Origin of the sequence: Metabacillus lacus, from assembly GCF_009674805.1 — a bacterium.
In the GTDB taxonomy this organism is placed as follows: Bacteria; Bacillota; Bacilli; order Bacillales; family Bacillaceae; genus Metabacillus_C; species Metabacillus_C lacus.
The window spans coordinates 85,774-106,214 of record NZ_WKKI01000002.1 but is presented as its reverse complement, the minus strand read 5'-3'; the positions used below and the strand labels follow the sequence as shown (position 1 = coordinate 106,214).

The window sequence follows — 20,441 nt, the reverse complement described above, 5'->3', positions numbered from 1 at the left end:
ACCTCCAGGGTATATTGATGATACCCTTCATCCAGAAGCCTTTTTAATAGTTGACAGAGCCCTTCATTGAATATTTTATTTTTATGCGTTCTGCCTCACTGAGTATATCGTTCAGTATGACAGAAGCAGCGTCGCCTTTATGAAGCGAGGAAATGTTATACTTCATGCTTTCAAGCTTTCTTTCATCTTTTAACAGTGCTGATACAGTATCATATAAATCTTCATATTTGTTTATGACAACAGCAGCTCCCTTATTTTCAAAGAATACTGCATTTTCTTTTTCCTGACCTGGTACAGGTTTGTATAAAACTACTGGAACTCCCAGTGCTGCCGATTCGCTTAGTGTAATTCCACCGGGCTTTGTAATCATACAATCTGTGATGCGAAAAAGCTCGTCAACCCTTTCGACATATCCTAGCGGGATAATCTGCTGCGGATATAGAGATGCTACTTCCTCGAGAGCTTCTTTCAGTAAATGATTTTTTCCGCACACCACAACAATCTGCAGATTGGAATCAGAGGCAAATGCTGTACATAGCTCCCTGACATTTTTTAAGACGCCATGTGCACCTGCCATAATCAGCAATACTTTCTTTGAAGGATCCAGTCTATATTTTCTGTAAATTCTGCTCTTGCTCACATTGTCTTCAAATTGAGGCCTGATTGGTATTCCAGTAACTTTTACAGAAGAAGAAGGAATGCCGATGCGCAGCAATTTTTCTTTCACGTGATTAGTTGCAACATAATATTTATCGATATTTTCATGAACCCAAATCTTATGAAGACAAAAATCTGTCATCACGTTAAACGTAGGAATCACTTTTCCGGAGCGGCGCCGGTATTCTGGCACAACAATCATCGGGAAAGTGTTAATAATCATATCGGGATTTTCTTTTGTAATGATTTCATGCAGCCTCTTATTGCCCATATTATAATAAAGGTTCATCATCCGTTTGTTGTATATTTTATCCACGCCATAATAAAACAACCTGTAAAATTGTTTTCCTATGGAAAAGCTTTTTAAATACAAATATTGTGTGATATCAGACGTAATAGGATGTGATTCAGAGTACAGGTCACATATTATGGCGTCCATTCCAAGCTTTTGGCATTCTTTCAGCATGGTATTTGCTACCTGTACATGACCATTTCCATAGTTGGCTGTTAAAATTAACACTTTTGTTTGCTTTCTCAACATATTCACCCCATCTAATCAACAACACAGGCTTATCTTCAGCCGGAAGACAAATTTTTGAACTAATGATGTTAAGGAATAATAAAACTCCAACCCATTATAACATGATAAGTACATTATAAAATGTTGCTGATGATTTTGAATACTCAATAATAAAACTTTAAATAAATGTAAAAAAATTTACAATCCGTCTCAGGAAGTATTTTCAAGATATCTGGAATCATCTGTAATAAATACGCCGGAGAAGTGAAAAATCCTGCAAGTATTATTAAGCTCTTTATCTCAATTGAAAATAATAGCGTGACTTTTCATGTGTTACAATTTATTTATGCGCAAATGTTACATATTAGGACATACATTATACAATTGGAACAGGAGAATGCCACATGAATCAAGGTAAACAGCATACTGATATTGAAATTGCACAAGCTGCAAAACTGAAGCGGATTACAGACATTGCCAGCTCCCTGCAGCTGCTTGAGGACGAACTGGAACCGTATGGCCGGTATAAAGCGAAAATATCTCTGGATGTTTTAAATAGGCTGGCTGAAAGGAAAGATGCAAAAGTTATTCTGGTGACTTCCATTAATCCCACTGCTGCAGGCGAGGGAAAATCTACTGTCACTGTAGGACTGGGCCAGGCAATGAATAAGCTTGGGAAAAAGGCAGTTATCGCGATGAGAGAGCCTTCCCTGGGCCCGACAATGGGACTGAAGGGAGGAGCGACAGGAGGAGGATATTCACAGGTGCTTCCTATGGAAGATATCAACCTGCACTTTACAGGTGATCTGCACGCAATCACAACTGCAAACAATGCTCTTTCAGCATTTATTGATAATCATATTCACCAGGGAAACGAACTTAAAATAGATTACAGGAGAATTACTTGGAGAAGGGCTTTGGATTTAAATGACCGAGCGCTAAGGGAAGTCATTACCGGGCTTGGCGGACCGGCAAATGGAGCTCCGAGAGAAGATGGTTTTCAAATAACGGTAGCTTCGGAGATCATGGCCATCCTCTGCCTTGCCAAGGGAATCGATGATCTTAAAGAAAGACTTTCAAAAATTGTAGTCGGATACGATTACGACAAATCGCCAGTGTTTGTAAAGACCCTCGGGTATGAAGGAGCGCTTGCTCTTTTGCTGAAAGATGCTCTCAAACCGAATCTTGTTCAGACAATAGAACACACTCCTGCCATCATACACGGAGGGCCGTTTGCCAATATAGCACATGGCTGCAACAGTATTCTAGCTACTAAAATCGCTTCTAAGCTGGGTGATTACGTTGTAACTGAAGCAGGATTTGGAGCAGATCTTGGGGCTGAAAAATTTTTTCATATTAAAACACGTGCCGAAGAGATTAATGTGGGGGCAGTGGTTATCGTGGCTACAATTAGAGCCTTGAAGCTGCACGGAGGCGCCTCTAAGGATTCTTTATCAAAACCAGATGCCGACACGCTTAAAAAAGGATTTTCCAATCTTCAAAAACATATTGAGACAATTAAAAAATTCGGAAAGCCATATGTGATAGCCATCAATAAATTTTTAAATGATGCTGATGAGGAAATTCATGCGCTTCTTCAGTGGAGCAAAGAGCATGCTCACCCTGTATCTTTGACTGAAGTCTGGGAAAAAGGCGGAGAGGGCGGCTTGGATCTTGCAGAGAAAGTTATAAAGGAATGTGAAGGAGACACTAACCAAATAACCTATTTGTACAAGCCAGAGGATTCCATAAAATCAAAAATTGAAGCTGTTGCAAAAATAGTATATGGTGCTGACGGAGTCGAATATTCACCTGCCGCTGAGAAACAAATAAAAGATTTTGAAGAGCAGGGATGGGATGGACTGCCGGTGTGCATGGCTAAAACACAATATTCACTTTCAGATAACCCCAAATTAACAGGCAGGCCTGAAAATTTCACCATGAATGTCAGGGAACTTCGGCCTTCTTTAGGAGCGGGATTTCTGGTTGTTTTAACAGGTGAAATACTCACAATGCCAGGTTTGCCGAAAAAGCCGGCAGCACTTCAAATGAATGTCAGCAGTTCAGGAAAAGCCAGCGGGCTCTTTTAAGTTCTCACGCTGCCTGAGGTGTTGAAGAAGATAAGGCCTATGAGGGTGCGCATGTAATATTTGCAGCAGAAGAGTCTTTAAAGCAAACGCTTATAAAAAAGGATGGTCAGCATGTTTGATCCAACTGTATTTGATAACTTAAAAGTCCTGCTGGAAGGCCACATCTACGACCTTGATCTTCAGGAAGAAATATGTGTAACAGGAAGAAAGGACTTGGTTGATCTTGCTTCCATGTCCCGCAGCTGCACACTTGAATTTATACCGGTCAACAGCGGGAGATATTTGAAGGCTTTCATTACTCTGGAAATTAGCCATGAACAAATATCAGGGGAGCTGCTTGGTACGGGAGTGAATCCGGGGTGTTCTTTGACCATGAAATTTGAAACACTCTCAAATGAACAGTCAGCGGGTGAAAAAGAACTTTCTTATTTAAAAGATATCTGGGGGTCGAGCGTCTCCTATGATCTTGAGGTGAAGTGGAGGCAGTCTCTTCCAGGCGAATACTTGCATGTTTATGAATTGAAGCTGAAACGGATGCTGACCGAAGAAGAAGCACAAGATCTTTATCAATTGGTTCAGCATGCGGAGTTATCATTCAGCGCATTTGGAACATAGCTGATGCTTGCATTATTTTTATATTCATAGCATCTTTATTACAGGAGGGATAAGTATGAGTATATACGAGTATTCTGCAAAGACTATTTTGGGAAAAGAAGTCAGTATGAAAGAGTACGAGGGAAAAACAGTTCTGATTGTCAATACGGCAAGCAAATGCGGCTTTACACCTCAGTTTAAACAGCTTCAGGAATTATATGATAAGCATGCTGAACACGGCTTGGAAATTCTTGGTTTTCCCTGCAATCAGTTCATGAATCAGGATCCTGGAACTGAAGAGGATATTAAGGATTTTTGTGAAGTAAACTATGGGGTGAAGTTTCCGATGTTTTCCAAAGTAGATGTTAATGGAGAAAGTGCCCATCCTTTATTTAAGTATTTAACAGCAGAGGCTCCCGGTCTAATGGGATCTAAGGCAGTTAAGTGGAATTTCACTAAATTTCTTGTAGATCATCAAGGGAAAGTAATCCAAAGGTATTCACCTAATACTTCCCCGGCGGATATAGAAAAAGACATAGAAGAACTGCTGAGAGAAGCAGCGCTATAAAACATAAGCAGCCTGTTTTCCACGTATTCGCAAAACGATGAAGACTGTTTTGAAAAAGCCTGAAGTTTGGACAATCAGGCTTTTTTCAATTAGAAGGGGGACAGATCTTTGAAAATCATTGATGCGCATATTCATTTTTCCAATATACATAGCTTCCATCACACGGCAAAATCTCTTTCCCAGGTCACCTATGATGCCGAGGGTCTCCAAAAAGAGTTCAAGAACTCAGGAATCGTTGCTGCTGTAGCGATGGGCCTTACGGAAAGTGTTGAGGGAGCATTTCCGGACAAAAATACCCCCACACCAATGGGGCTGGATCTTCAGGACAGTTTACCATCGAATATCGGCTGCTGTCCTGGCATCAATCCTTATCAGCTGACAGAGGCAGCTCTTTTGCAGCTTGATCAGCAGCTGTCGCAAAAGGAAACAGTCGGTATGAAGATTTATTTAGGCTATTACCCGTTTTATGCATATGATAAGGTTTACGGTCCGGTTTATGAACTTGCGAAAAAACATAAAGTTCCTGTTGTATTTCACACGGGAGACACATACTCAAATAGAGGGCTGTTAAAATATGCTCATCCTTTGACTCTGGATGAAGTGGCTGTTCAGCATAGGGATATTTCTTTTATGATGGCACATCTTGGAGATCCCTGGGTGCTTGACGGAGCGGAGGTTGTTTATAAAAACGACAATATGTTCGCTGATTTGTCAGGGTTAGTGGTTGGAAACGCTGCTGCTGCTTCGGCAGAAAGAGTATCATTCAAACTTCAGCATGTGAAACATGCAATAGCATATTGCGACCATTATGAAAAGCTGGTGTTCGGGACCGACTGGCCCCTCGTTCAAATTCAACCATATATAGAGCTGATGCTTGATTACATACCTGAAGAGCATCATCATAATTTCTTCTTTGCTAATGCTTTGAACCTATTTCCCAAACTTCACAGGCTGCTGGAGGACGAAGATGCGTAATATCCAATTGAATGACATTGAAGCATTCAGCCGGCAGCAGCTTTACAATGAAAAAAGCGGTCATGACTGGTTTCATATTGAGCGGGTCAGAAAGAATGCGCTTCTGCTGTTGGAAGGTGAAACAGGAGCAAATTCAGCAGTCATAGAAGCAGCAGCCCTGCTGCATGAAGCATTTGACACAAAGCTCGACGTACATAGGAGGTCAACGTCAGGTGAAATTTTCAACCTTCTTACAGCTTGTGGTTTTTCAGCAGGTGAGGGCACTGATATTCTACATATTATAGAAAACCTCTCATTCAAAGGAGGGAGGGAGCGTCCTTCCCTTTCATTTGAAGGGGAAATAGTCCAGGATGCTGACAGGCTGGATGCGCTTGGAGCTATTGGCATCGCACGTGCTTTCACCTATTCAGGCTGGAAAGGGCAGGATTTATTTGATCCAGAGCTGAAAGTCCGCGAAGAGATGTCTGAAAGAGAATACAGAGAAGGAGAATCGACAGCCATTAATCATTTTTATGAAAAGCTGTTAAAGCTTCCAGCCTTGATGAATACTGACCGTGGACGAAAGATTGCCCAGAGCAGGGTTAAGGTGATGGAGAATTTTCTGGACGAGTTTTTTTTGGAATGGAAAGGCATCAAGTAATCACCTTGATGGAAAGAGCCGGAATTCCTGTGATAAAATAAAAGTTATACTGCGAAGATGGAGGAGGGCATTCATGAATATAGTTTCAATTGAGCCTACACCTAGTCCTAATACAATGAAAGTTTTGCTGAATCAGGAGCTCCCTGCCGGAAAAAGCAATAATTATAAAAAAGATCAGGCAGCACAAGCACCTGAAATGATTGCAAGCCTGCTTTCAATAGAAGGTGTAAAAGGTATTTATCATGTCGCAGATTTTCTTGCCATTGAAAGAAATGCCAAGTATGACTGGAAGGGCATACTCAGTGAAGTTAGAAAATCTTTTGGACAAGAAGAAGAAGGAGAAGCTTCCGGGGGAACAGTGAATGATTCTTTTGGTGAAATTGGTGTGCATGTTCAATTTTTCAACGGTATCCCTATGCAGATCAAATTATCAGACGGAACGGAAGAAAAACGTTATTCGCTGCCGGATAAGTTCCAACAGGCAATTTTTACGATCCAAGAGCAGTCAAGCAATGTGGTGCTTGACCGTGAATGGAAAGAACAGGGTGTCCGCTATGGTGACTTTGATGATATTGGAAGAGAAGTAGCGGAAGAATTAACAGCTGCTTACAGTCAAGGGCGTTTAGACAGAATGATCAGCCAAATTTCCAACAAAGAGAGTGCGGAAAAAAGAGAGAGAACTTCGTATAAAGTCAGTGCAGAAATGCTGGAAGAAGAAGATTGGGCAGTTCGTTACGCTCACATGGAACAAATGAATCCGGATATTTCCGATTTGCCGCTGCTGTTAAAAGCACTTGATGATCCAAAAGCGTCAATTAGAAGATTGGCAACCGTCTACCTGGGCATGCTGGAGACAAGCGAAATTCTTCCTGGACTTTATAAAGCGCTAAAGGATTCGTCTGTAACTGTCAGAAGGACTGCGGGAGACTGTATCTCCGATTTAGGTGATCATGCAGCAATGACTGCAATGATGGAAGCGTTGAAAGATAAAAGCAAGCTGGTCAGGTGGAGGGCGGCTATGTTTCTATATGAAGTGGGAGACGAATCAGCACTTCCTGCTTTAATGGCAGCCCAGGATGATCCGGAATTTGAAGTCAGCATGCAAATCAAAATGGCTATAGAAAGAATACAAGGCGGGGAAGAAGCGAAAGGATCTGTCTGGAAGCAGATGACAGAAAGCAGAACCTCACAGTAACACAAAGAAATCATTTTTTGGGTCAAGACTCTGGAAAGAGCCAGATGGCCAAAAAGATGGTTTCTTCTTTTTTGTTTAAAAAATCAGAATATTATTGAAATAATACTCTTAATTTACTATAGTTAATAACTATAGTCACAATTGGAGGTAATTACATGAATCCGGACTTAAGAATAAAAAGCAAAGAAATTAGTGAAGATAGTAAAAGAGCGCCTAACAGGGCTATGCTGAGGGCGGTTGGATTTAAGGATGAGGATTTTAAAAAGCCCATGATTGGAATTGCAAGCACCTGGAGTGAAGTAACGCCGTGCAATATACATATTGATGCACTTGCGGTCGCTGCAAAGGAAGGTGTCCAAGCTTCTGGGGGAGCCGGACTGATATTTAATACCATTACAGTATCTGATGGGATTTCCATGGGAACAGCGGGGATGAGGTATTCGCTCCCGAGCAGGGAAGTGATTGCTGACTCAATTGAAACTGTAGTAGGCGGGGAAAATCTCGATGCATTTGTAGCAATTGGGGGCTGTGACAAAAATATGCCAGGCTGTCTGATTGCCATGGCAAGAGCTGAAGTGCCTTCTGTATTTGTATATGGGGGAACGATTAAACCAGGAAATTTAAATGGAAAAGATATTGATATTGTTTCAGTTTTTGAGGGAGTAGGACAGTTTAACCAGGGAGCCATTGATGAGCAGGAATTAAAAAAAATTGAGTGCAACGCCTGTCCAGGTGCAGGTTCATGCGGAGGCATGTACACAGCCAACACGATGGCATCTGCCATTGAAGCAATGGGAATGAGCATGCCGGGGAGCTCTTCCAACCCCGCCGAAACGGAACATAAAAGGGAGGATTGTCATAAGGCAGGAGAAGCGGTCTTCAATTTGCTTCAAAAGGGCATCTATCCAAAAGACATTATGACAAAAAAAGCTTTTGAAAATGCGATCACCGTCGTAATGGCCTTGGGAGGATCCACCAATGCCGTTCTTCATCTTCTTGCAATAGCAAAGGCTATCGGGGTAGACTTGAACCTTGATGACTTTATCAGAATTCAAAAAAGAGTTCCGCACATTGCGGATCTTAAGCCGAGCGGCAGATATGTTATGCAGGATCTTCATCAGGCGGGCGGTGTACAGGCAGTTATGAAACTTTTGCTCCAAGAAGGACTTCTTCACGGCGACTGCCTGACAGTGACAGGCAATACCTTGGAAGAAAATCTTAGAAATGCCGAAGGGCTGGTGGAAGGGCAGACTGTCATCTATCCGTTATCGAAGGCCTTGAGGAAGGATGGTCCCCTTGTAGTTCTGCGCGGTAATCTTGCTCCGTCTGGAGCTGTAGCAAAAGTATCCGGTCTGAAAATGACCTCGCTTACAGGGCCGGCTAAAGTATTTGATTCAGAAGAAGAAGCTACAGATGCGGTACTAAAAGATCAAATACTTGCTGGAGATGTTTTGATTATCCGCTATGAGGGACCTAAAGGAGGACCTGGAATGCCGGAAATGCTATCGATTTCAGGTATTTTGGTTGGCAAGGGGCTTGGAAAGGAAGTAGCCCTATTAACCGACGGAAGATTCTCAGGCGGCACTCATGGCCTGGTTGTCGGCCATATCGCACCTGAGGCACAATCAGGAGGTCCCATCGCTTTTGTGAAAAACGGGGACAGCATCACTGTGGACAGTGAGAATGGGGAACTGACCCTTCATGTAGCTGCAGAAGAACTGGAAGAAAGAAGAAAGAGCTGGAGCCCTCCGCCCCTATTCAAAAAGGGAGTGCTGGGCAAATATGCGCATACTGTTTCTTGTGCATCAGCAGGAGCGGTGACAGATGATTTTACTGAAGAAAAGGAAGCTGTCAGGCTGTAGATTTGCATACTGTCTCCTCCCTATAGTATCCTATGACGTAAAGTGATTAACGGGAGGCAAACAAATGTCAAATGCTTATGAGGAATATATGCGTCAAATTGTACAGCCGATGAGAAGCGAACTGACAAATGCCGGTTTTCATGAGCTCACAACCCCCGATCAGGTTGAAGCTTTTATGAATGAGAATCAAGAAACAGCACTTGTTGTAGTCAACTCAATATGCGGCTGTGCTGCCGGTTTGGCCCGGCCAGCTGCTGTTCAGGCCATCATGGGGGATAATGCCCCTGAAAAATATGTAACAGTTTTTGCAGGACAGGATAAAGAAGCAACTGCAAAGATGAGAGAATACTTTGAAGGCTTTGAACCTTCCTCTCCTTCTATGGCTCTTTTAAAAGGAAAAGAAGTCGTGCATTTTATCCCGCGCCATGAAATTGAAGGCCATTCTATTGGAGAAATTATAGAAAACCTTCAAACTGCTTTTAATCATCAAAGCTTGTGATGCCGATTTGGCATCCTTTTTTTTATCGCTCAAAATAGAACAGTTCTGCTGTGAAAAAAGGGAACTAAAGGTTGTGTCAGCCAGAGAAGTATAAAGCTGGCGCCAGTGCAGCAGCTGATCTTCTTTCAAGACACTTGAAAAACTTCTAAGAGATTGTCTGAAATAGACACCTTCAAGATAAAGAATGCAGAAGCTGTCCCGTTAAATCATCAACAAGTCAAGATGGCTGACAGGGAGGATGTACGATATGAATGTGACAACATCAGGCAGAACCGCTGAAAAACGAATTCTGCTTGCGAAATCCATTGCTGAGGAACTTGGTGCGGATTATAAAAAAAGAGAAAAGAAATCTGTGGCTGACATGATTTCCCTCTATGGTCAGCCTCTGTTGGTGGTAGGAGAAAACCGGCTGGAGTTGTATCAGGATAGTAAAGATCCGGCCTTTTTTCACCCGAACTCTTCTATGTTCAGAATAAAAAGGCTGATGAAAGGCGATAGAGATCCCTTTCTTGAAGCATGCGGACTTCAAAGCGGACAGAGCCTGTTGGACTGTACAGCTGGGCTTGCCTCTGATGCAATTCTTGCCAGTTTTCAAACTGGAGTCTCTGGAAAGGTCGTTGGAATTGAAGGAAACAGAAACACAGCTTATCTCACAGGAAAAGGATTGCAAACCTGGGAGACAGGGATAAAAGAAATGGACGAAGCGATGAGACGAATACAGATACTTCATAGCGATCATGAAGCTTTTCTGCAGAACTGCAGTGACAATTCTTTTGATGTTGTTTATTTTGACCCTATGTTTCATGAAACAATAGTGGCGTCGCAAGGCATTGCCGGTCTCAGAGGCATGTCTGTGAGAAAAGAGATCAGTAAGAATGCTATGAGAGACGCTTTGAGAGTTGCGAAAAGCCGGGTGGTTTTAAAAGACCACTGGCAAAGCCCCAGATTTCAGCAGTTTGGTTTTTCGGTCATTGTTCGCAAAACAGCCAAATTTCATTTTGGATTTATAGAAAAGGACAAATAAGGAAACATAACAATGGAGGTGGTAAAATTGTCAAAAAGGAAAAGTGATCCTTCAACTGCAGGGCTGAGTTCCTCTCATACAGAAGGTCAGGGAACAACCGTCGAAGAAGTGGGTACTAAAAAGGATTCCAGCAGGAAGAAAAATAAAAAATAATGAGTAAAAAACCTCATGGGCTCCATGAGGTTTTTAATCAGCTATTTCAACATAAATCATATAAGCAAGTGTCGCAAAGCTCAACACTACAAACAATCCTTCAAACATTCTTCAGCCCCCTGTCCCCTTCAGTCCGTTGAAATGACTATGTACGTATTCTCCTCTATTTTATATGTTTTCCCTGAATATTTAAAGCCCTTTCAAAAAATAAGCACATTATCGTATTCTGTTAGTTTGACAATATGGTAGAATAGCTGTTAAGAGCCTATTTGGAAGGAAGAGCAAAAATGAATAAATGGTTTAAGAAAACCCTGGTCATTCTATTTACAATTGCAACCTTTGGAATGGTATCACCCCCTGCAGCTCTGATGATGGAGGAACAAACTTCAAAAGATACAGCAGGCAGCAGCTCAGAAGACGGAAAGCTGCTGGCAAGCTCACACGAGTTTTCTGTGGAACAGCTTTTGCATCTTGCAGAAGAACAATCATATTTAAAGTTTGGTAATAAGATTGGCCCTGTGATTGAAGATGAATTTAAGGAAGTGATTCTTCCAAAGATTGAAGAAACAATTACCGAATTTGCTGAAAATGATGAAAGATTTCTGAATGTGATACTGTCGAAAAAGCCTGCCGGAGGTATGGGAGAAAAAATATTTCATATTTATGACGCTCAAACCGGTGAAGATCTTATCAGATTCCATGTGAGAAGAGACAATCCTCCCCATCAAGGCTTCTGGTTTAACTTTCACTATCATACTTACCACGATTCCTTTGCTTCTCATCATGAATTGGGAAGCATATATTGGGATAAAAATACCCCCCCAAACTGGATGGCTAATTAATAGCAAACAACTTAACTTTTTTGATTCATAGAAAAAACCTGCTCACTGCAGGTTTTTTTATTTTCTGTTATACAGGAGGAGTTACTGGAGAGAAGCGTATGTTGCACACTTAAACTTTGCAGTCAATATAAATATTTCAGGGAAGGGGCTTACAAACGAAATTTTTATGAGAATTCCCTGAAAGTTTTATGGTAGTATATTCATAGATTAAAATTAGGGCAGGATGTGAAATGTAGACAACATGAAAAAATGGCTCCTTGCAGCACTGCTGCTTTTAGTGATTCCCTCTGTTCAATATGCAAAAGCAACTCCTTCAGGAACACCTCTATATACCTACAAATTTAAATCCCAGCAAGAGGCTGAATATCATTGGAGTCTCGGTGAACTCGTTTTGCTTCCGGAAAGCACTTTTAAAGAAAAAGATGTACTGGAAATGGTCGAAAATCTGAATAAGGTTGACGAAAACATTCTCAGGCTTGCTGCTGACAAAGGCGTAAAAATTAAACTTTTTGATGGTCCAATAACAAATGAAAGCAAGCTTCATGACTTGAAGGGAAAGACCCCGCATGGCTATGAAGGGACAGGACTGACTTGGGAAGACATTCCCGGCTTGTGTGAAAACAAATATGTTTATGCTAAAATTGGTCATAGCTCTTACGGAATGGGGCATGGCTCCGTAGCACTTGAACTTCATGAACTTGGGCATGCAGTAGATAAATATGTGTTTGGGCAGGTAAGAAAACAGCCGGCATTTTTGAATATATGGAAGCAGGAATCAGGTATTATTTTTCAAAACAGAGCTTATTTTACATCCTTTCCGGAAGAGTACTTCGCTGAAGTGTTCGCTATGCTTTATTTTAGTGAAGACTCCAGGAACGTATTAAGGGCAGATGCTCCTTTAACATACGCATTTTTGTTAAAACTAGAAAATGATGCAGCGTTGTTTGCAAAACAATAAAGCCAGGAGGGATTCTGATGAAGGAATATTTAACATTATGCAGCCATGTACTTGAAACAGGCACTGTAAAGGAAGACAGAACAGGAACAGGGACAATCAGCACATTCGGATATCAAATGCGTTTTAACCTTGAGGATGGTTTTCCTTTGGTCACTACTAAAAAAGTACATTTAAAATCTATTATTCACGAGTTATTGTGGTTCCTGGCAGGAGATACAAACATTAAGTATCTGCAGGATAACGGGGTAAAAATATGGAACGAATGGGCAGATGAAAACGGTGATCTTGGGCCGATTTACAGTCATCAGTGGAGATCGTGGGCGGCAGCTGACGGAAGCAGTATTGATCAAATTGCTGATGTTGTTCAGCAGATAAAAGAAAATCCAAATTCCAGAAGATTAATAGTAAATGCATGGAACGTCGGAGATCTTCCTGATATGGCTTTACCGCCATGCCATTGCTTTTTTCAGTTTTATGTGTCCGATGGAAAGCTATCCTGCCAGCTTTACCAGAGGTCGGCAGATGTATTTTTAGGAGTTCCTTTTAACATTGCCTCCTATGCTCTTCTCACGATGATGATTGCGCAGGTAACCGGTCTGAAGCCAGGGGAGTTCATTCATACATTCGGAGATGTTCATATTTATAAAAACCATATAGAGCAGGTTAAGCTTCAACTTCAAAGAGATCCTAAACAGCTTCCTAAGATGAAGATCAATAGTGATGTTTCCTCTATATTTGATTTCAAATTTGAAGATTTCGTTTTAGAGGGTTATGAATCTCATCCAGCTATCAAGGGGGCAGTCAGTGTATGATATCCTTACTTTTTGCGATGGACCAAAACCGCTTGATTGGCAAAAATAATGATTTGCCATGGAGACTGCCTGCAGATTTAGCATATTTCAAAAAAGTGACCATGGGCCACAAAATTATTATGGGAAGGAAAACCTTTGACAGTATAGGGAAACCTCTCCCTGGGAGAGAAAATTTCATTTTGACAAGGGACACTTCCTATCATCAAGACGGCTGCAGCATTCTTCACAGTACAGAAGAACTTCTTCAGCTGAATAAAGAGTGCGGTGCAGAGGAGTTGTTTGTAATCGGCGGTACTGAGATTTTCAAAGAAGTACTTCCGCACAGCAGCAAGATGTATGTAACAAGAATTGAAGAATCTTTTGAAGGTGATAAATATTTTCCTTTTTTTGAAGAAAAAGAATGGACTGTTCTTTCAAAGGAAAAAGGCGTGAAAAATGAAAAAAACCCTTATGATTATGAATTCCTCGTTTACCAAAGAAAATAGAGCTGAAAAGTTCTGAATAAAGCAGTGAACCCAGATACAAGTAATAAGGACCAATGTTTGCTAGAAGGTCAGCTTACATAAAAGAAAGAATGAGTGTTTCGTGCACGTTCAGTCATTCACGGAGGTATCACGTTGTTTCGATATGCTGCAGTTATGATATACGGGGCATTGTTTGTCCTGTTCAGTTTACCGAAGTTAAGAAAAATTAAAAAAATAGGCCCTGATGTGCCTGTTGCCCTCAGGGACAATGCAGCCCATCAACAGCCTGAACTTCTTGGCCGAAGACTATTGAAAATTACAGGTTCTGATATCACAGTGAGTGGACGGGAAAACATTCCTGATGGTCCTGTATTGTTTGTGAGTAATCATCAGGGCAATTTTGATATTTTCGTTTGTCTGGGCTATCTTGAGAAACCAATTGGTTTTCTTTCTAAAGTAGAAGTGAAAAAAATACCGGTTGTTCCAAAATGGATGGAAGCGATAAACTGTATTTTTATTGATCGAAGAAACAGACGGCAGGCTCTGCTGTCCTTAAAAGAGGGAACGGAAAAATTGAGAAACGGCCACTCTCTGCTTATATTTCCGGAAGGAACAAGGAGCAAGGGAAGGCAGCTTGGTGAGTTTAAGACAGGTGCTCTCCGTATGGCAAGAGATGCAGCAGTCCCGATTGTGCCGGTAGCCATAAATGGCACGTATGCAATTATGGAACACAATACCGGACCGGTTCTGAAGCCGGCATCTGTTACACTGTCAATATCAAAGCCTCTCCTGCCGGAAGACTATATGAATATGGATTTAACAGAAATAGCTCAGCGTCTTCATCATACTATACAGCAGTCGCTGGAGAAATAAGTAAAGGGTGTTGCAAAGGTTTTCAACCTGTGTAACACCCTTATTTTGCATATTGTTCACAACCAGTACATTTTGCTGCTGTGCATCCTTTATACTTCGTTCAGGCCGGCGAGAGTACTATATTTTATACATGTCAATTTCTTATGAGGTTCCTGAACATACTGTTCATATAAAAGGTACATCCAGTACAAAAAAGAGAACGCAGAAAAACATAGCAGCACTTCCTGCAAGAACAAATCCGTGCCAGATTGCGTGATGATACGGGATTTTTCTCCATACATAAAATATAGATCCAAATGTGTAAAGCAAGCCTCCCGAAAGAAGAAGAATAAAACCTGTCACAGTCAGGCTGTAAAACAGTGGTTGTATCGCAATGATAATCAGCCAGCCCATCACGATATACAGAAGGGTAGACAGCACAACGAATCTTTTGACAAAAAAGATCTTAAATATGATGCCGGTAATGGTGAGTCCCCATATGACAGCTAAAAGTGTCCATCCAAGAGTTCCTCTCAGAGGCCCGAGGAGAAAAGGGGTATAGGTACCGGCTATTAAGATGTAAATGGCTGAATGATCCAGTATTTCGAATACATCCTTTGCTTTTTTTGACGTAATGCTGTGCAGCAATGTCGAGAAAAGATAAAGCAGCAGCATAGAAACGCCAAACACAGTGAAACTTACAATATCAATGGCATCTCCATATCTGGCTGCAAAAACAATCAAAATAACCAAGGCAGGAATGCTCAGTAGCACACCAATACCGTGTGTAATTGCATTAGCAATTTCTTCTTTTGGTGAATATTCCATTTTTTCAGCTCCTTATTGCATATAATCGGTCAGTGAATTCAGAAAGTCCAAGCCTTCCACAGTAATTTTAGTTCCGGCACGTCCTCTTCCTTTTGTGACGTAATGGCTTTTTTCCAAAAAGTCAAGGCGGTGCCGAACTTGCTGTGCTGTAAGAGGTATTCTTGTAGTTTTGCTCATTTCAGCTATCATTCTTCTACTCGCAGGTTCGCCCTCTTCATTAGCTTTGTTAATTGATTGGAGGATAAATAAATACTGTTCTTTATCCATCACAGTCAGTTGAATGTCATTTGTTTTGGAAGTTTTCTTTTTAGCAGGTTTCTCCAGATGGCGGTTCGGTATATCATGCAGCTGGATAGTCCTGCCGTCACATACTGCCAGCATATAATCTATGCTGTTTTTTAATTCTCTAATGTTGCCTGGCCAATCGTACTGCAAAAGGGCTTTCTCTGCGGCGGGATCGACTCTTACCATTCTTCCGCTGAGCTCAATAAAATGCTGAATCAGCAGAGGTATGTCGCTTTTCCTATCTTTTAGCTCTGGAATTTGAAGAGAAAGAACATTCAGTCTGTAATATAAATCTGCCCGAAATTCCTGATGTGAAACCTTTTCAAGCAGATTATTATTTGTTGCAGAAATGACTCTTGTATCAATAGGAATCAGTTTATGTCCGCCTGTTCTTCTTATTTCTTTTTCCTGCAGAACTCTAAGCAGCCTTGCCTGAAGGCTTTGGGAGATATCTCCGATTTCATCAAGAAAAATGGTTCCCCCATTTGCCAGTTCAAACAAACCTTTTCTGCCGCCTTTTTGAGCACCGGTGAAGGTACCTTCTTCATAACCAAAAAGTTCACTTTCCAAAAGGGTTTCTGGCAGTGCACTGCAATTTACTGCAAGAAAAGGACCGTTTTTTCTCGAAGAATAAGTATGAATGCTATGTGCGAAAAGTTCTTTCCCGGTTCCTGTTGCACCTTGGATCAATACGGGCAGCTCTGACATTGCAAGTTTTTTTGCAATCTTTACAACATCCTGAATAAGTGGATGCCGGCCTTTGATATGTTCAAAGGTATACTTTGCAACAAGGCCATTTTGGGCAAGCTCTTTACGGGCAGATTGTTCAATCTCAATTGCCTGCCTGACAGTTTTAATAGTAGCAACGCATGTTCCTTCTGTTTCCAGTACATACCGGTGAATCATAACATCTATGCCATTAAGTGTATGAAACTCATTTTCCTCTTCGCCATGCAAGATAAAATTGGCAACGGCATCATCTTGAAGAATTTCTTGAAGCGGTTTTCCTACAGGTGAGTACTCTTCCTCTAAATTCAGCAGCATTTTAGCCCCATCATTCAAAACACTGATTGTATGATCCTTTGATACTGCAATGACACTATCGTCCACTGCATCCACCACATGCTGAAGATGCAGGCGGAGTTTGTTTGCAGTTACTTCGGCTAAAAGCAGGTCTTGATGTAATGATATTAGATTTCGTAAGTACCTTTGTGAAATCATCTCAGCCAAATCAGTCATATTTAAACTATAAAGAATTTCAAAAATAGTAGAGTAATCCAGCAGTCTTACACCTATATCAATTTTATCCTGCACTGTCTCAGGTACAGAATCCATCTCCCCTGGAGATATCGCCAGAGAAATACCGGAAGGAACAGGATGTCCTTTTTGATAGGGTATGTATTCTATGTGTGTAATTCCTAATTGAGTTAGTGTGCTGATGGTATCCTGTGCGGATTGGTAGCTGTCATTTACTACTAACGCTTTTGTTTCAGCAGGTATTGCCAATAGTTTATCCAGATGCTGATGATCAGGCATTCGGTTGGCAACAATAACGGAAGCGCCTGATAATAAGATAGCAGGAATCTCTTTTTTAGCCTGCATGGAAGAAACGATGACAGTCCGGCTGTTTAAGGAACTTGGAAGTTCTTCATCTATTGCAAATGCATCAACAGTCAATATATCCCCGAATAACTGCTTCAGCTGTTTGGACAAAATGGTTTTTGTTTGTGAAGAACCAGCAAGCAGCGTAATGCGATAAGTATTCATATGTGCTCCTTTCCATTATTTCATTGATATTATAATAACAACCAATTAGAGACAATTGCAACCAAAAAGATTTTTTTATTGTGTAAATATCTCTTAGGGAAGAGTATTTGATGGTGGCACACTTCTTGCATGTACTATAAAAAAAGAGGGGAGAGAGTTGGATATGAAAAAGGAAATCAAAATGCCTCACACATTCGTCATCGTATTTTTTGTCGTTCTTTTTGCGGCGTTTCTCACTTACCTAATCCCTATGGGCAGTTTTCAAACTGAAGAGATGAACTATAACAGCGGGGGCAGTGAGGAGACTAGAACTGTTCTGGTTCCAGGCAGTTTTCAATATGCAGTAGATGAGGAAGGCAATCCGCAAAAGAATGGGACATCGATTTTTGAACCATTCGGAGAAACGGGGCTGCTGAATTATTTGTTTGAGGGTCTCGTTTCAGGTGATAAATGGGGATCAGCGGTAGGAGTTGTTGCTTTTATTATCATTATTGGCGGTTCATTTGGAATATTGATGGAAACGAAAGCAATCGATGAAGGAATACTTTCTTTGATTGATAAAACAAAAGGACGCGAAGTTCTTATTATTCCCGCCATGTTTTTGCTCTTTTCGCTTGGCGGAGCTGTTTTTGGTATGGGGGAGGAGGCTATCGCTTTTGCTTTGATTTTGGTTCCGCTTATGGTGGCATTAGGCTATGATTCTCTAACAGCCATTATGATTACATACGTTGCAACTCAAATTGGATTTGCAACCTCGTGGATGAACCCTTTCGGTGTAGCAATCGCCCAGGGCGTCTCGGGTATTCCTGTTTTATCAGGAGCACCTTTCAGAATTGTCATGTGGACAGTATTTACTGCAATTGGCATAATCTATACGATGAGATATGCAGCTAAAATAAGGAGAGATCCCAACAGCTCCTTGTCTTATGGATCAGATGCAGCGTTTAGAAAAGAGAAGCAGAGCGGAAAAGTGAAGGCCTCTTTCGGACTTGGTCACGGACTTGTTATTTTGACTCTGGCTGCAGGGGTAGGATGGATTGTGTGGGGAGTGATCTTTCATGCCTACTATATACCTGAAATAGCTACACAGTTTTTTGTAATTGGCCTCTTATCAGGAATCATCGGTGTCATTTTTAAGCTGAACAATATGTCCATAAATTCGATAGCAGAAAGTTTTGCTGATGGAGCAAAGGATCTTCTGCCTGCTGCATTAATTGTAGGAATGGCAAAAGGAATTATACTAGTGCTGGGAGGCGATGCACCAGATTCGCCCTCTGTACTGAATACCATTCTCCACAGTGCCGGCGGACTTGTCGATGATTTTCCAACAGTTCTTTCAGCGTGGTTCATTCTAGTCATCCAGTCAGTTTTTAATTTTTTCATTGTATCGGGATCAGGACAGGCAGCTTTAACGATGCCATTAATAGCTCCTTTAGCAGATATAGCTGGTGTCAGCAGACAAGTTGCTGTAGTTGCATTTCAGCTTGGTGACGGTTTAACAAATATTATCGTGCCGACATCGGCTGCTCTCATGGGAAGCCTGGGGGCTGCACGTGTAGACTGGGGAACATGGTTTCAGTTTATTTTTAAATTTCAGATTCTGCTGTTTGTTATGGCTTCTGCTTTTGTCATACTTGCTGTGTTAATCGGACTGCACTAAAAAAGGAGTGAGAGAGAAATGTTTACTTTAATTCAAAATGGTATTTTATATGATCCTGAGTTTAGAGGAAAGAAAGATATACTATTAGCTGGAGAACAGATTTTTGCCGTATTAGACGAATCTGCTGATCTGCCGGAGCGCTATATCAGCAGAAGAGTGGACGCAAAGGGGCACTTGATTTTTCCGGGTTTTATCGATTCCCATGTCCATATTATTGGCGGCGGTGGAGAGGGCAGCTATAAAACGCGTACACCGGAATTGCAGCTGTCTGATGCTACTGAGGCAGGAATCACAACAGTAATTGGTGTCATCGGTACAGACGGAACAACCAGAACAATGAGTGCGCTTATTAGCAAAGCAAGAGCGCTTGAAGAAGAAGGAATATCCAGCTATGTTCATACAGGAAGCTATCAGGTGCCTGTAAAAACATTAACAGGAAACATTGAAGACGACATACTATTAATAGATAAGGTAATCGGTGCCGGTGAGATTGCCATCAGTGACCACCGCTCGTCGCAGCCTTCGGTTGAGGAAATGGCCCGCATCGCTTCTTCTGCAAGACTGGGCGGAATGCTTTCAGGCAAAGCGGGAATTGTGAATGTCCACCTGGGGGACAGTAAATCGGCTCTCTCTCTCCTGGAGAAAGTGGCGGAGACTACTGATATCCCGTTAACAAGTTTTTATCCGACGCATATAAACAGAAATCCTTACCTTTTTGAAGCTGGTATTTCTTTTGCAAAAAAAGGAGGATTTGTCGATATGACGACCAGCACAATCCCTAAATTTCTCGAAGAGGGGGAAATAAAGTGCAGCACCGGACTGAAGAGAATGCTTGAAAGCGGAGTTCCTGTTTCACAGATTACTTTTACTTCAGACGGACAGGCGAGTCTTCCTGATTTTGATACGAATGGCGAATTGAGAGGATTAAAGCTTGGCAGGGTTTCTTCTCTATACAAGGAAGTCAGAGATGCAATTCTTGAAGATGGTATACCAGTTGAGACTGCCATTAAAGTCATTACTGAAAATCCTGCCAGCATTCTTAAGCTGAAGCAAAAAGGCCGGATCGCAGAAAATCTTGATGCCGACCTGGTGATTGTGAATTCTGAGACGCTGCTGATTGACACAGTTTTTGCACGCGGAAACATGATGGTGAAGCAGGGACGTGCAATTGTAAAAGGGTATTTTGAGCAGTAAAT

Annotated in this window: 20 protein-coding genes; 17 read left to right on the top strand and 3 right to left on the bottom strand. The window is 41.5% G+C overall.

Annotation, left to right across the window (positions count from 1 at the left end; all coding sequences use genetic code 11):
- Positions 1-43 precede the first annotated feature (43 nt).
- The gene (locus GJU40_RS01895; RefSeq protein WP_154306047.1) at positions 44-1,198 is read right to left on the bottom strand and encodes a diglucosyl diacylglycerol synthase; all 1,155 of its coding nucleotides are present in this window, start codon (positions 1,196-1,198) and stop codon (positions 44-46) included.
- A gap of 383 nt (positions 1,199-1,581) precedes the next feature.
- Here GJU40_RS01895 and GJU40_RS01890 point away from each other — a divergent pair, with 383 nt between their 5' ends.
- From GJU40_RS01890 to GJU40_RS01820, 15 genes are all read left to right on the top strand, one after another.
- On the top strand, positions 1,582-3,267 hold the full coding sequence (locus tag GJU40_RS01890) for a formate--tetrahydrofolate ligase (RefSeq protein ID WP_154306046.1): 1,686 nt from the start codon (positions 1,582-1,584) through the stop codon (positions 3,265-3,267).
- A 111-nt stretch (positions 3,268-3,378) separates the two neighbouring features.
- Positions 3,379-3,882 (top strand): hypothetical protein, encoded by a 504-nt coding sequence (locus GJU40_RS01885; protein WP_154306045.1) that lies wholly within the window; start codon positions 3,379-3,381, stop codon positions 3,880-3,882.
- A gap of 55 nt (positions 3,883-3,937) precedes the next feature.
- The gene (locus tag GJU40_RS01880; RefSeq protein WP_154306044.1) at positions 3,938-4,429 is read left to right on the top strand and encodes a glutathione peroxidase; all 492 of its coding nucleotides are present in this window, start codon (positions 3,938-3,940) and stop codon (positions 4,427-4,429) included.
- 108 nt (positions 4,430-4,537) lie between these two features.
- Positions 4,538-5,404 (top strand): amidohydrolase family protein, encoded by an 867-nt coding sequence (locus tag GJU40_RS01875; RefSeq protein WP_154306043.1) that lies wholly within the window; start codon positions 4,538-4,540, stop codon positions 5,402-5,404.
- Entirely contained in the window at positions 5,397-6,044 is a 648-nt protein-coding gene (locus GJU40_RS01870; protein ID WP_154306042.1) for an HD domain-containing protein, read from the top strand. Before GJU40_RS01875 ends, GJU40_RS01870 begins: the two co-directional genes overlap by 8 nt.
- A 73-nt stretch (positions 6,045-6,117) precedes the next feature.
- Positions 6,118-7,239, top strand: a complete 1,122-nt coding sequence (locus GJU40_RS01865; protein ID WP_154306041.1) for a conserved virulence factor C family protein — start codon at positions 6,118-6,120, stop codon at positions 7,237-7,239.
- A gap of 155 nt (positions 7,240-7,394) precedes the next feature.
- The gene (gene ilvD, locus GJU40_RS01860) at positions 7,395-9,101 is read left to right on the top strand and encodes a dihydroxy-acid dehydratase (RefSeq protein WP_154306040.1); all 1,707 of its coding nucleotides are present in this window, start codon (positions 7,395-7,397) and stop codon (positions 9,099-9,101) included.
- A 64-nt stretch (positions 9,102-9,165) separates the two neighbouring features.
- Positions 9,166-9,600 (top strand): BrxA/BrxB family bacilliredoxin, encoded by a 435-nt coding sequence (locus GJU40_RS01855; protein ID WP_154306039.1) that lies wholly within the window; start codon positions 9,166-9,168, stop codon positions 9,598-9,600.
- Positions 9,601-9,847: 247 nt separating this feature from the next.
- Positions 9,848-10,624 (top strand): class I SAM-dependent methyltransferase, encoded by a 777-nt coding sequence (locus GJU40_RS01850; protein WP_154306038.1) that lies wholly within the window; start codon positions 9,848-9,850, stop codon positions 10,622-10,624.
- Positions 10,625-10,651: 27 nt separating this feature from the next.
- A complete protein-coding gene (locus tag GJU40_RS01845) occupies positions 10,652-10,777 on the top strand; it encodes a YuzL family protein (RefSeq protein ID WP_154306037.1) in 126 nt (41 codons plus the stop codon).
- A 287-nt stretch (positions 10,778-11,064) separates the two neighbouring features.
- Positions 11,065-11,619, top strand: coding sequence for a YpjP family protein (locus GJU40_RS01840; protein WP_154306036.1), 555 nt, complete (start codon positions 11,065-11,067; stop codon positions 11,617-11,619).
- Positions 11,620-11,860: 241 nt separating this feature from the next.
- Positions 11,861-12,577, top strand: a complete 717-nt coding sequence (locus tag GJU40_RS01835) for an anthrax toxin lethal factor-related metalloendopeptidase (RefSeq protein WP_154306035.1) — start codon at positions 11,861-11,863, stop codon at positions 12,575-12,577.
- A gap of 17 nt (positions 12,578-12,594) precedes the next feature.
- Positions 12,595-13,389 (top strand): thymidylate synthase, encoded by a 795-nt coding sequence (locus tag GJU40_RS01830; protein ID WP_154306034.1) that lies wholly within the window; start codon positions 12,595-12,597, stop codon positions 13,387-13,389.
- Positions 13,386-13,874, top strand: coding sequence for a dihydrofolate reductase (locus tag GJU40_RS01825; protein WP_154306033.1), 489 nt, complete (start codon positions 13,386-13,388; stop codon positions 13,872-13,874). The genes GJU40_RS01830 and GJU40_RS01825 overlap by 4 nt, the downstream gene beginning before the upstream one ends.
- A 132-nt stretch (positions 13,875-14,006) precedes the next feature.
- The gene (locus GJU40_RS01820; RefSeq protein ID WP_246188243.1) at positions 14,007-14,726 is read left to right on the top strand and encodes a lysophospholipid acyltransferase family protein; all 720 of its coding nucleotides are present in this window, start codon (positions 14,007-14,009) and stop codon (positions 14,724-14,726) included.
- 165 nt (positions 14,727-14,891) lie between these two features.
- On the opposite strand, the gene trhA is transcribed toward GJU40_RS01820, so the two are convergent.
- The gene (gene trhA / locus GJU40_RS01815) at positions 14,892-15,533 is read right to left on the bottom strand and encodes a PAQR family membrane homeostasis protein TrhA (protein ID WP_154306032.1); all 642 of its coding nucleotides are present in this window, start codon (positions 15,531-15,533) and stop codon (positions 14,892-14,894) included.
- A 12-nt stretch (positions 15,534-15,545) separates the two neighbouring features.
- On the bottom strand, positions 15,546-17,585 hold the full coding sequence (locus GJU40_RS01810; protein ID WP_154306031.1) for a sigma-54 interaction domain-containing protein: 2,040 nt from the start codon (positions 17,583-17,585) through the stop codon (positions 15,546-15,548).
- Between the two features lie 163 nt (positions 17,586-17,748).
- Between GJU40_RS01810 and yfcC the strand changes: the two genes are divergently transcribed.
- Together yfcC and iadA are read left to right on the top strand one after the other, a co-directional pair.
- Positions 17,749-19,245 (top strand): putative basic amino acid antiporter YfcC, encoded by a 1,497-nt coding sequence (yfcC, locus tag GJU40_RS01805; RefSeq protein ID WP_154306030.1) that lies wholly within the window; start codon positions 17,749-17,751, stop codon positions 19,243-19,245.
- Between the two features lie 18 nt (positions 19,246-19,263).
- Positions 19,264-20,439: a beta-aspartyl-peptidase gene (gene iadA / locus GJU40_RS01800; protein ID WP_154306029.1), complete on the top strand. Its 1,176-nt coding sequence runs from the start codon at positions 19,264-19,266 to the stop codon at positions 20,437-20,439.
- Positions 20,440-20,441: the final 2 nt, after the last annotated feature.

Coding starts and splice junctions, on each gene's coding strand:
- GJU40_RS01830 (WP_154306034.1), top strand. CDS start 12,595: ATGAAGGAATATTTAACATTATGCAGCCATGTACTTGAAACAGGCACT.
- GJU40_RS01885 (WP_154306045.1), top strand. CDS start 3,379: ATGTTTGATCCAACTGTATTTGATAACTTAAAAGTCCTGCTGGAAGGC.
- GJU40_RS01895 (WP_154306047.1), bottom strand. CDS start 1,198: ATGTTGAGAAAGCAAACAAAAGTGTTAATTTTAACAGCCAACTATGGA.
- GJU40_RS01840 (WP_154306036.1), top strand. CDS start 11,065: ATGAATAAATGGTTTAAGAAAACCCTGGTCATTCTATTTACAATTGCA.
- GJU40_RS01825 (WP_154306033.1), top strand. CDS start 13,386: ATGATATCCTTACTTTTTGCGATGGACCAAAACCGCTTGATTGGCAAA.
- ilvD (WP_154306040.1), top strand. CDS start 7,395: ATGAATCCGGACTTAAGAATAAAAAGCAAAGAAATTAGTGAAGATAGT.
- GJU40_RS01865 (WP_154306041.1), top strand. CDS start 6,118: ATGAATATAGTTTCAATTGAGCCTACACCTAGTCCTAATACAATGAAA.
- iadA (WP_154306029.1), top strand. CDS start 19,264: ATGTTTACTTTAATTCAAAATGGTATTTTATATGATCCTGAGTTTAGA.
- GJU40_RS01855 (WP_154306039.1), top strand. CDS start 9,166: ATGTCAAATGCTTATGAGGAATATATGCGTCAAATTGTACAGCCGATG.
- GJU40_RS01810 (WP_154306031.1), bottom strand. CDS start 17,585: ATGAATACTTATCGCATTACGCTGCTTGCTGGTTCTTCACAAACAAAA.
- yfcC (WP_154306030.1), top strand. CDS start 17,749: ATGAAAAAGGAAATCAAAATGCCTCACACATTCGTCATCGTATTTTTT.
- GJU40_RS01850 (WP_154306038.1), top strand. CDS start 9,848: ATGAATGTGACAACATCAGGCAGAACCGCTGAAAAACGAATTCTGCTT.
- trhA (WP_154306032.1), bottom strand. CDS start 15,533: ATGGAATATTCACCAAAAGAAGAAATTGCTAATGCAATTACACACGGT.
- GJU40_RS01870 (WP_154306042.1), top strand. CDS start 5,397: ATGCGTAATATCCAATTGAATGACATTGAAGCATTCAGCCGGCAGCAG.
- GJU40_RS01835 (WP_154306035.1), top strand. CDS start 11,861: ATGAAAAAATGGCTCCTTGCAGCACTGCTGCTTTTAGTGATTCCCTCT.
- GJU40_RS01890 (WP_154306046.1), top strand. CDS start 1,582: ATGAATCAAGGTAAACAGCATACTGATATTGAAATTGCACAAGCTGCA.
- GJU40_RS01880 (WP_154306044.1), top strand. CDS start 3,938: ATGAGTATATACGAGTATTCTGCAAAGACTATTTTGGGAAAAGAAGTC.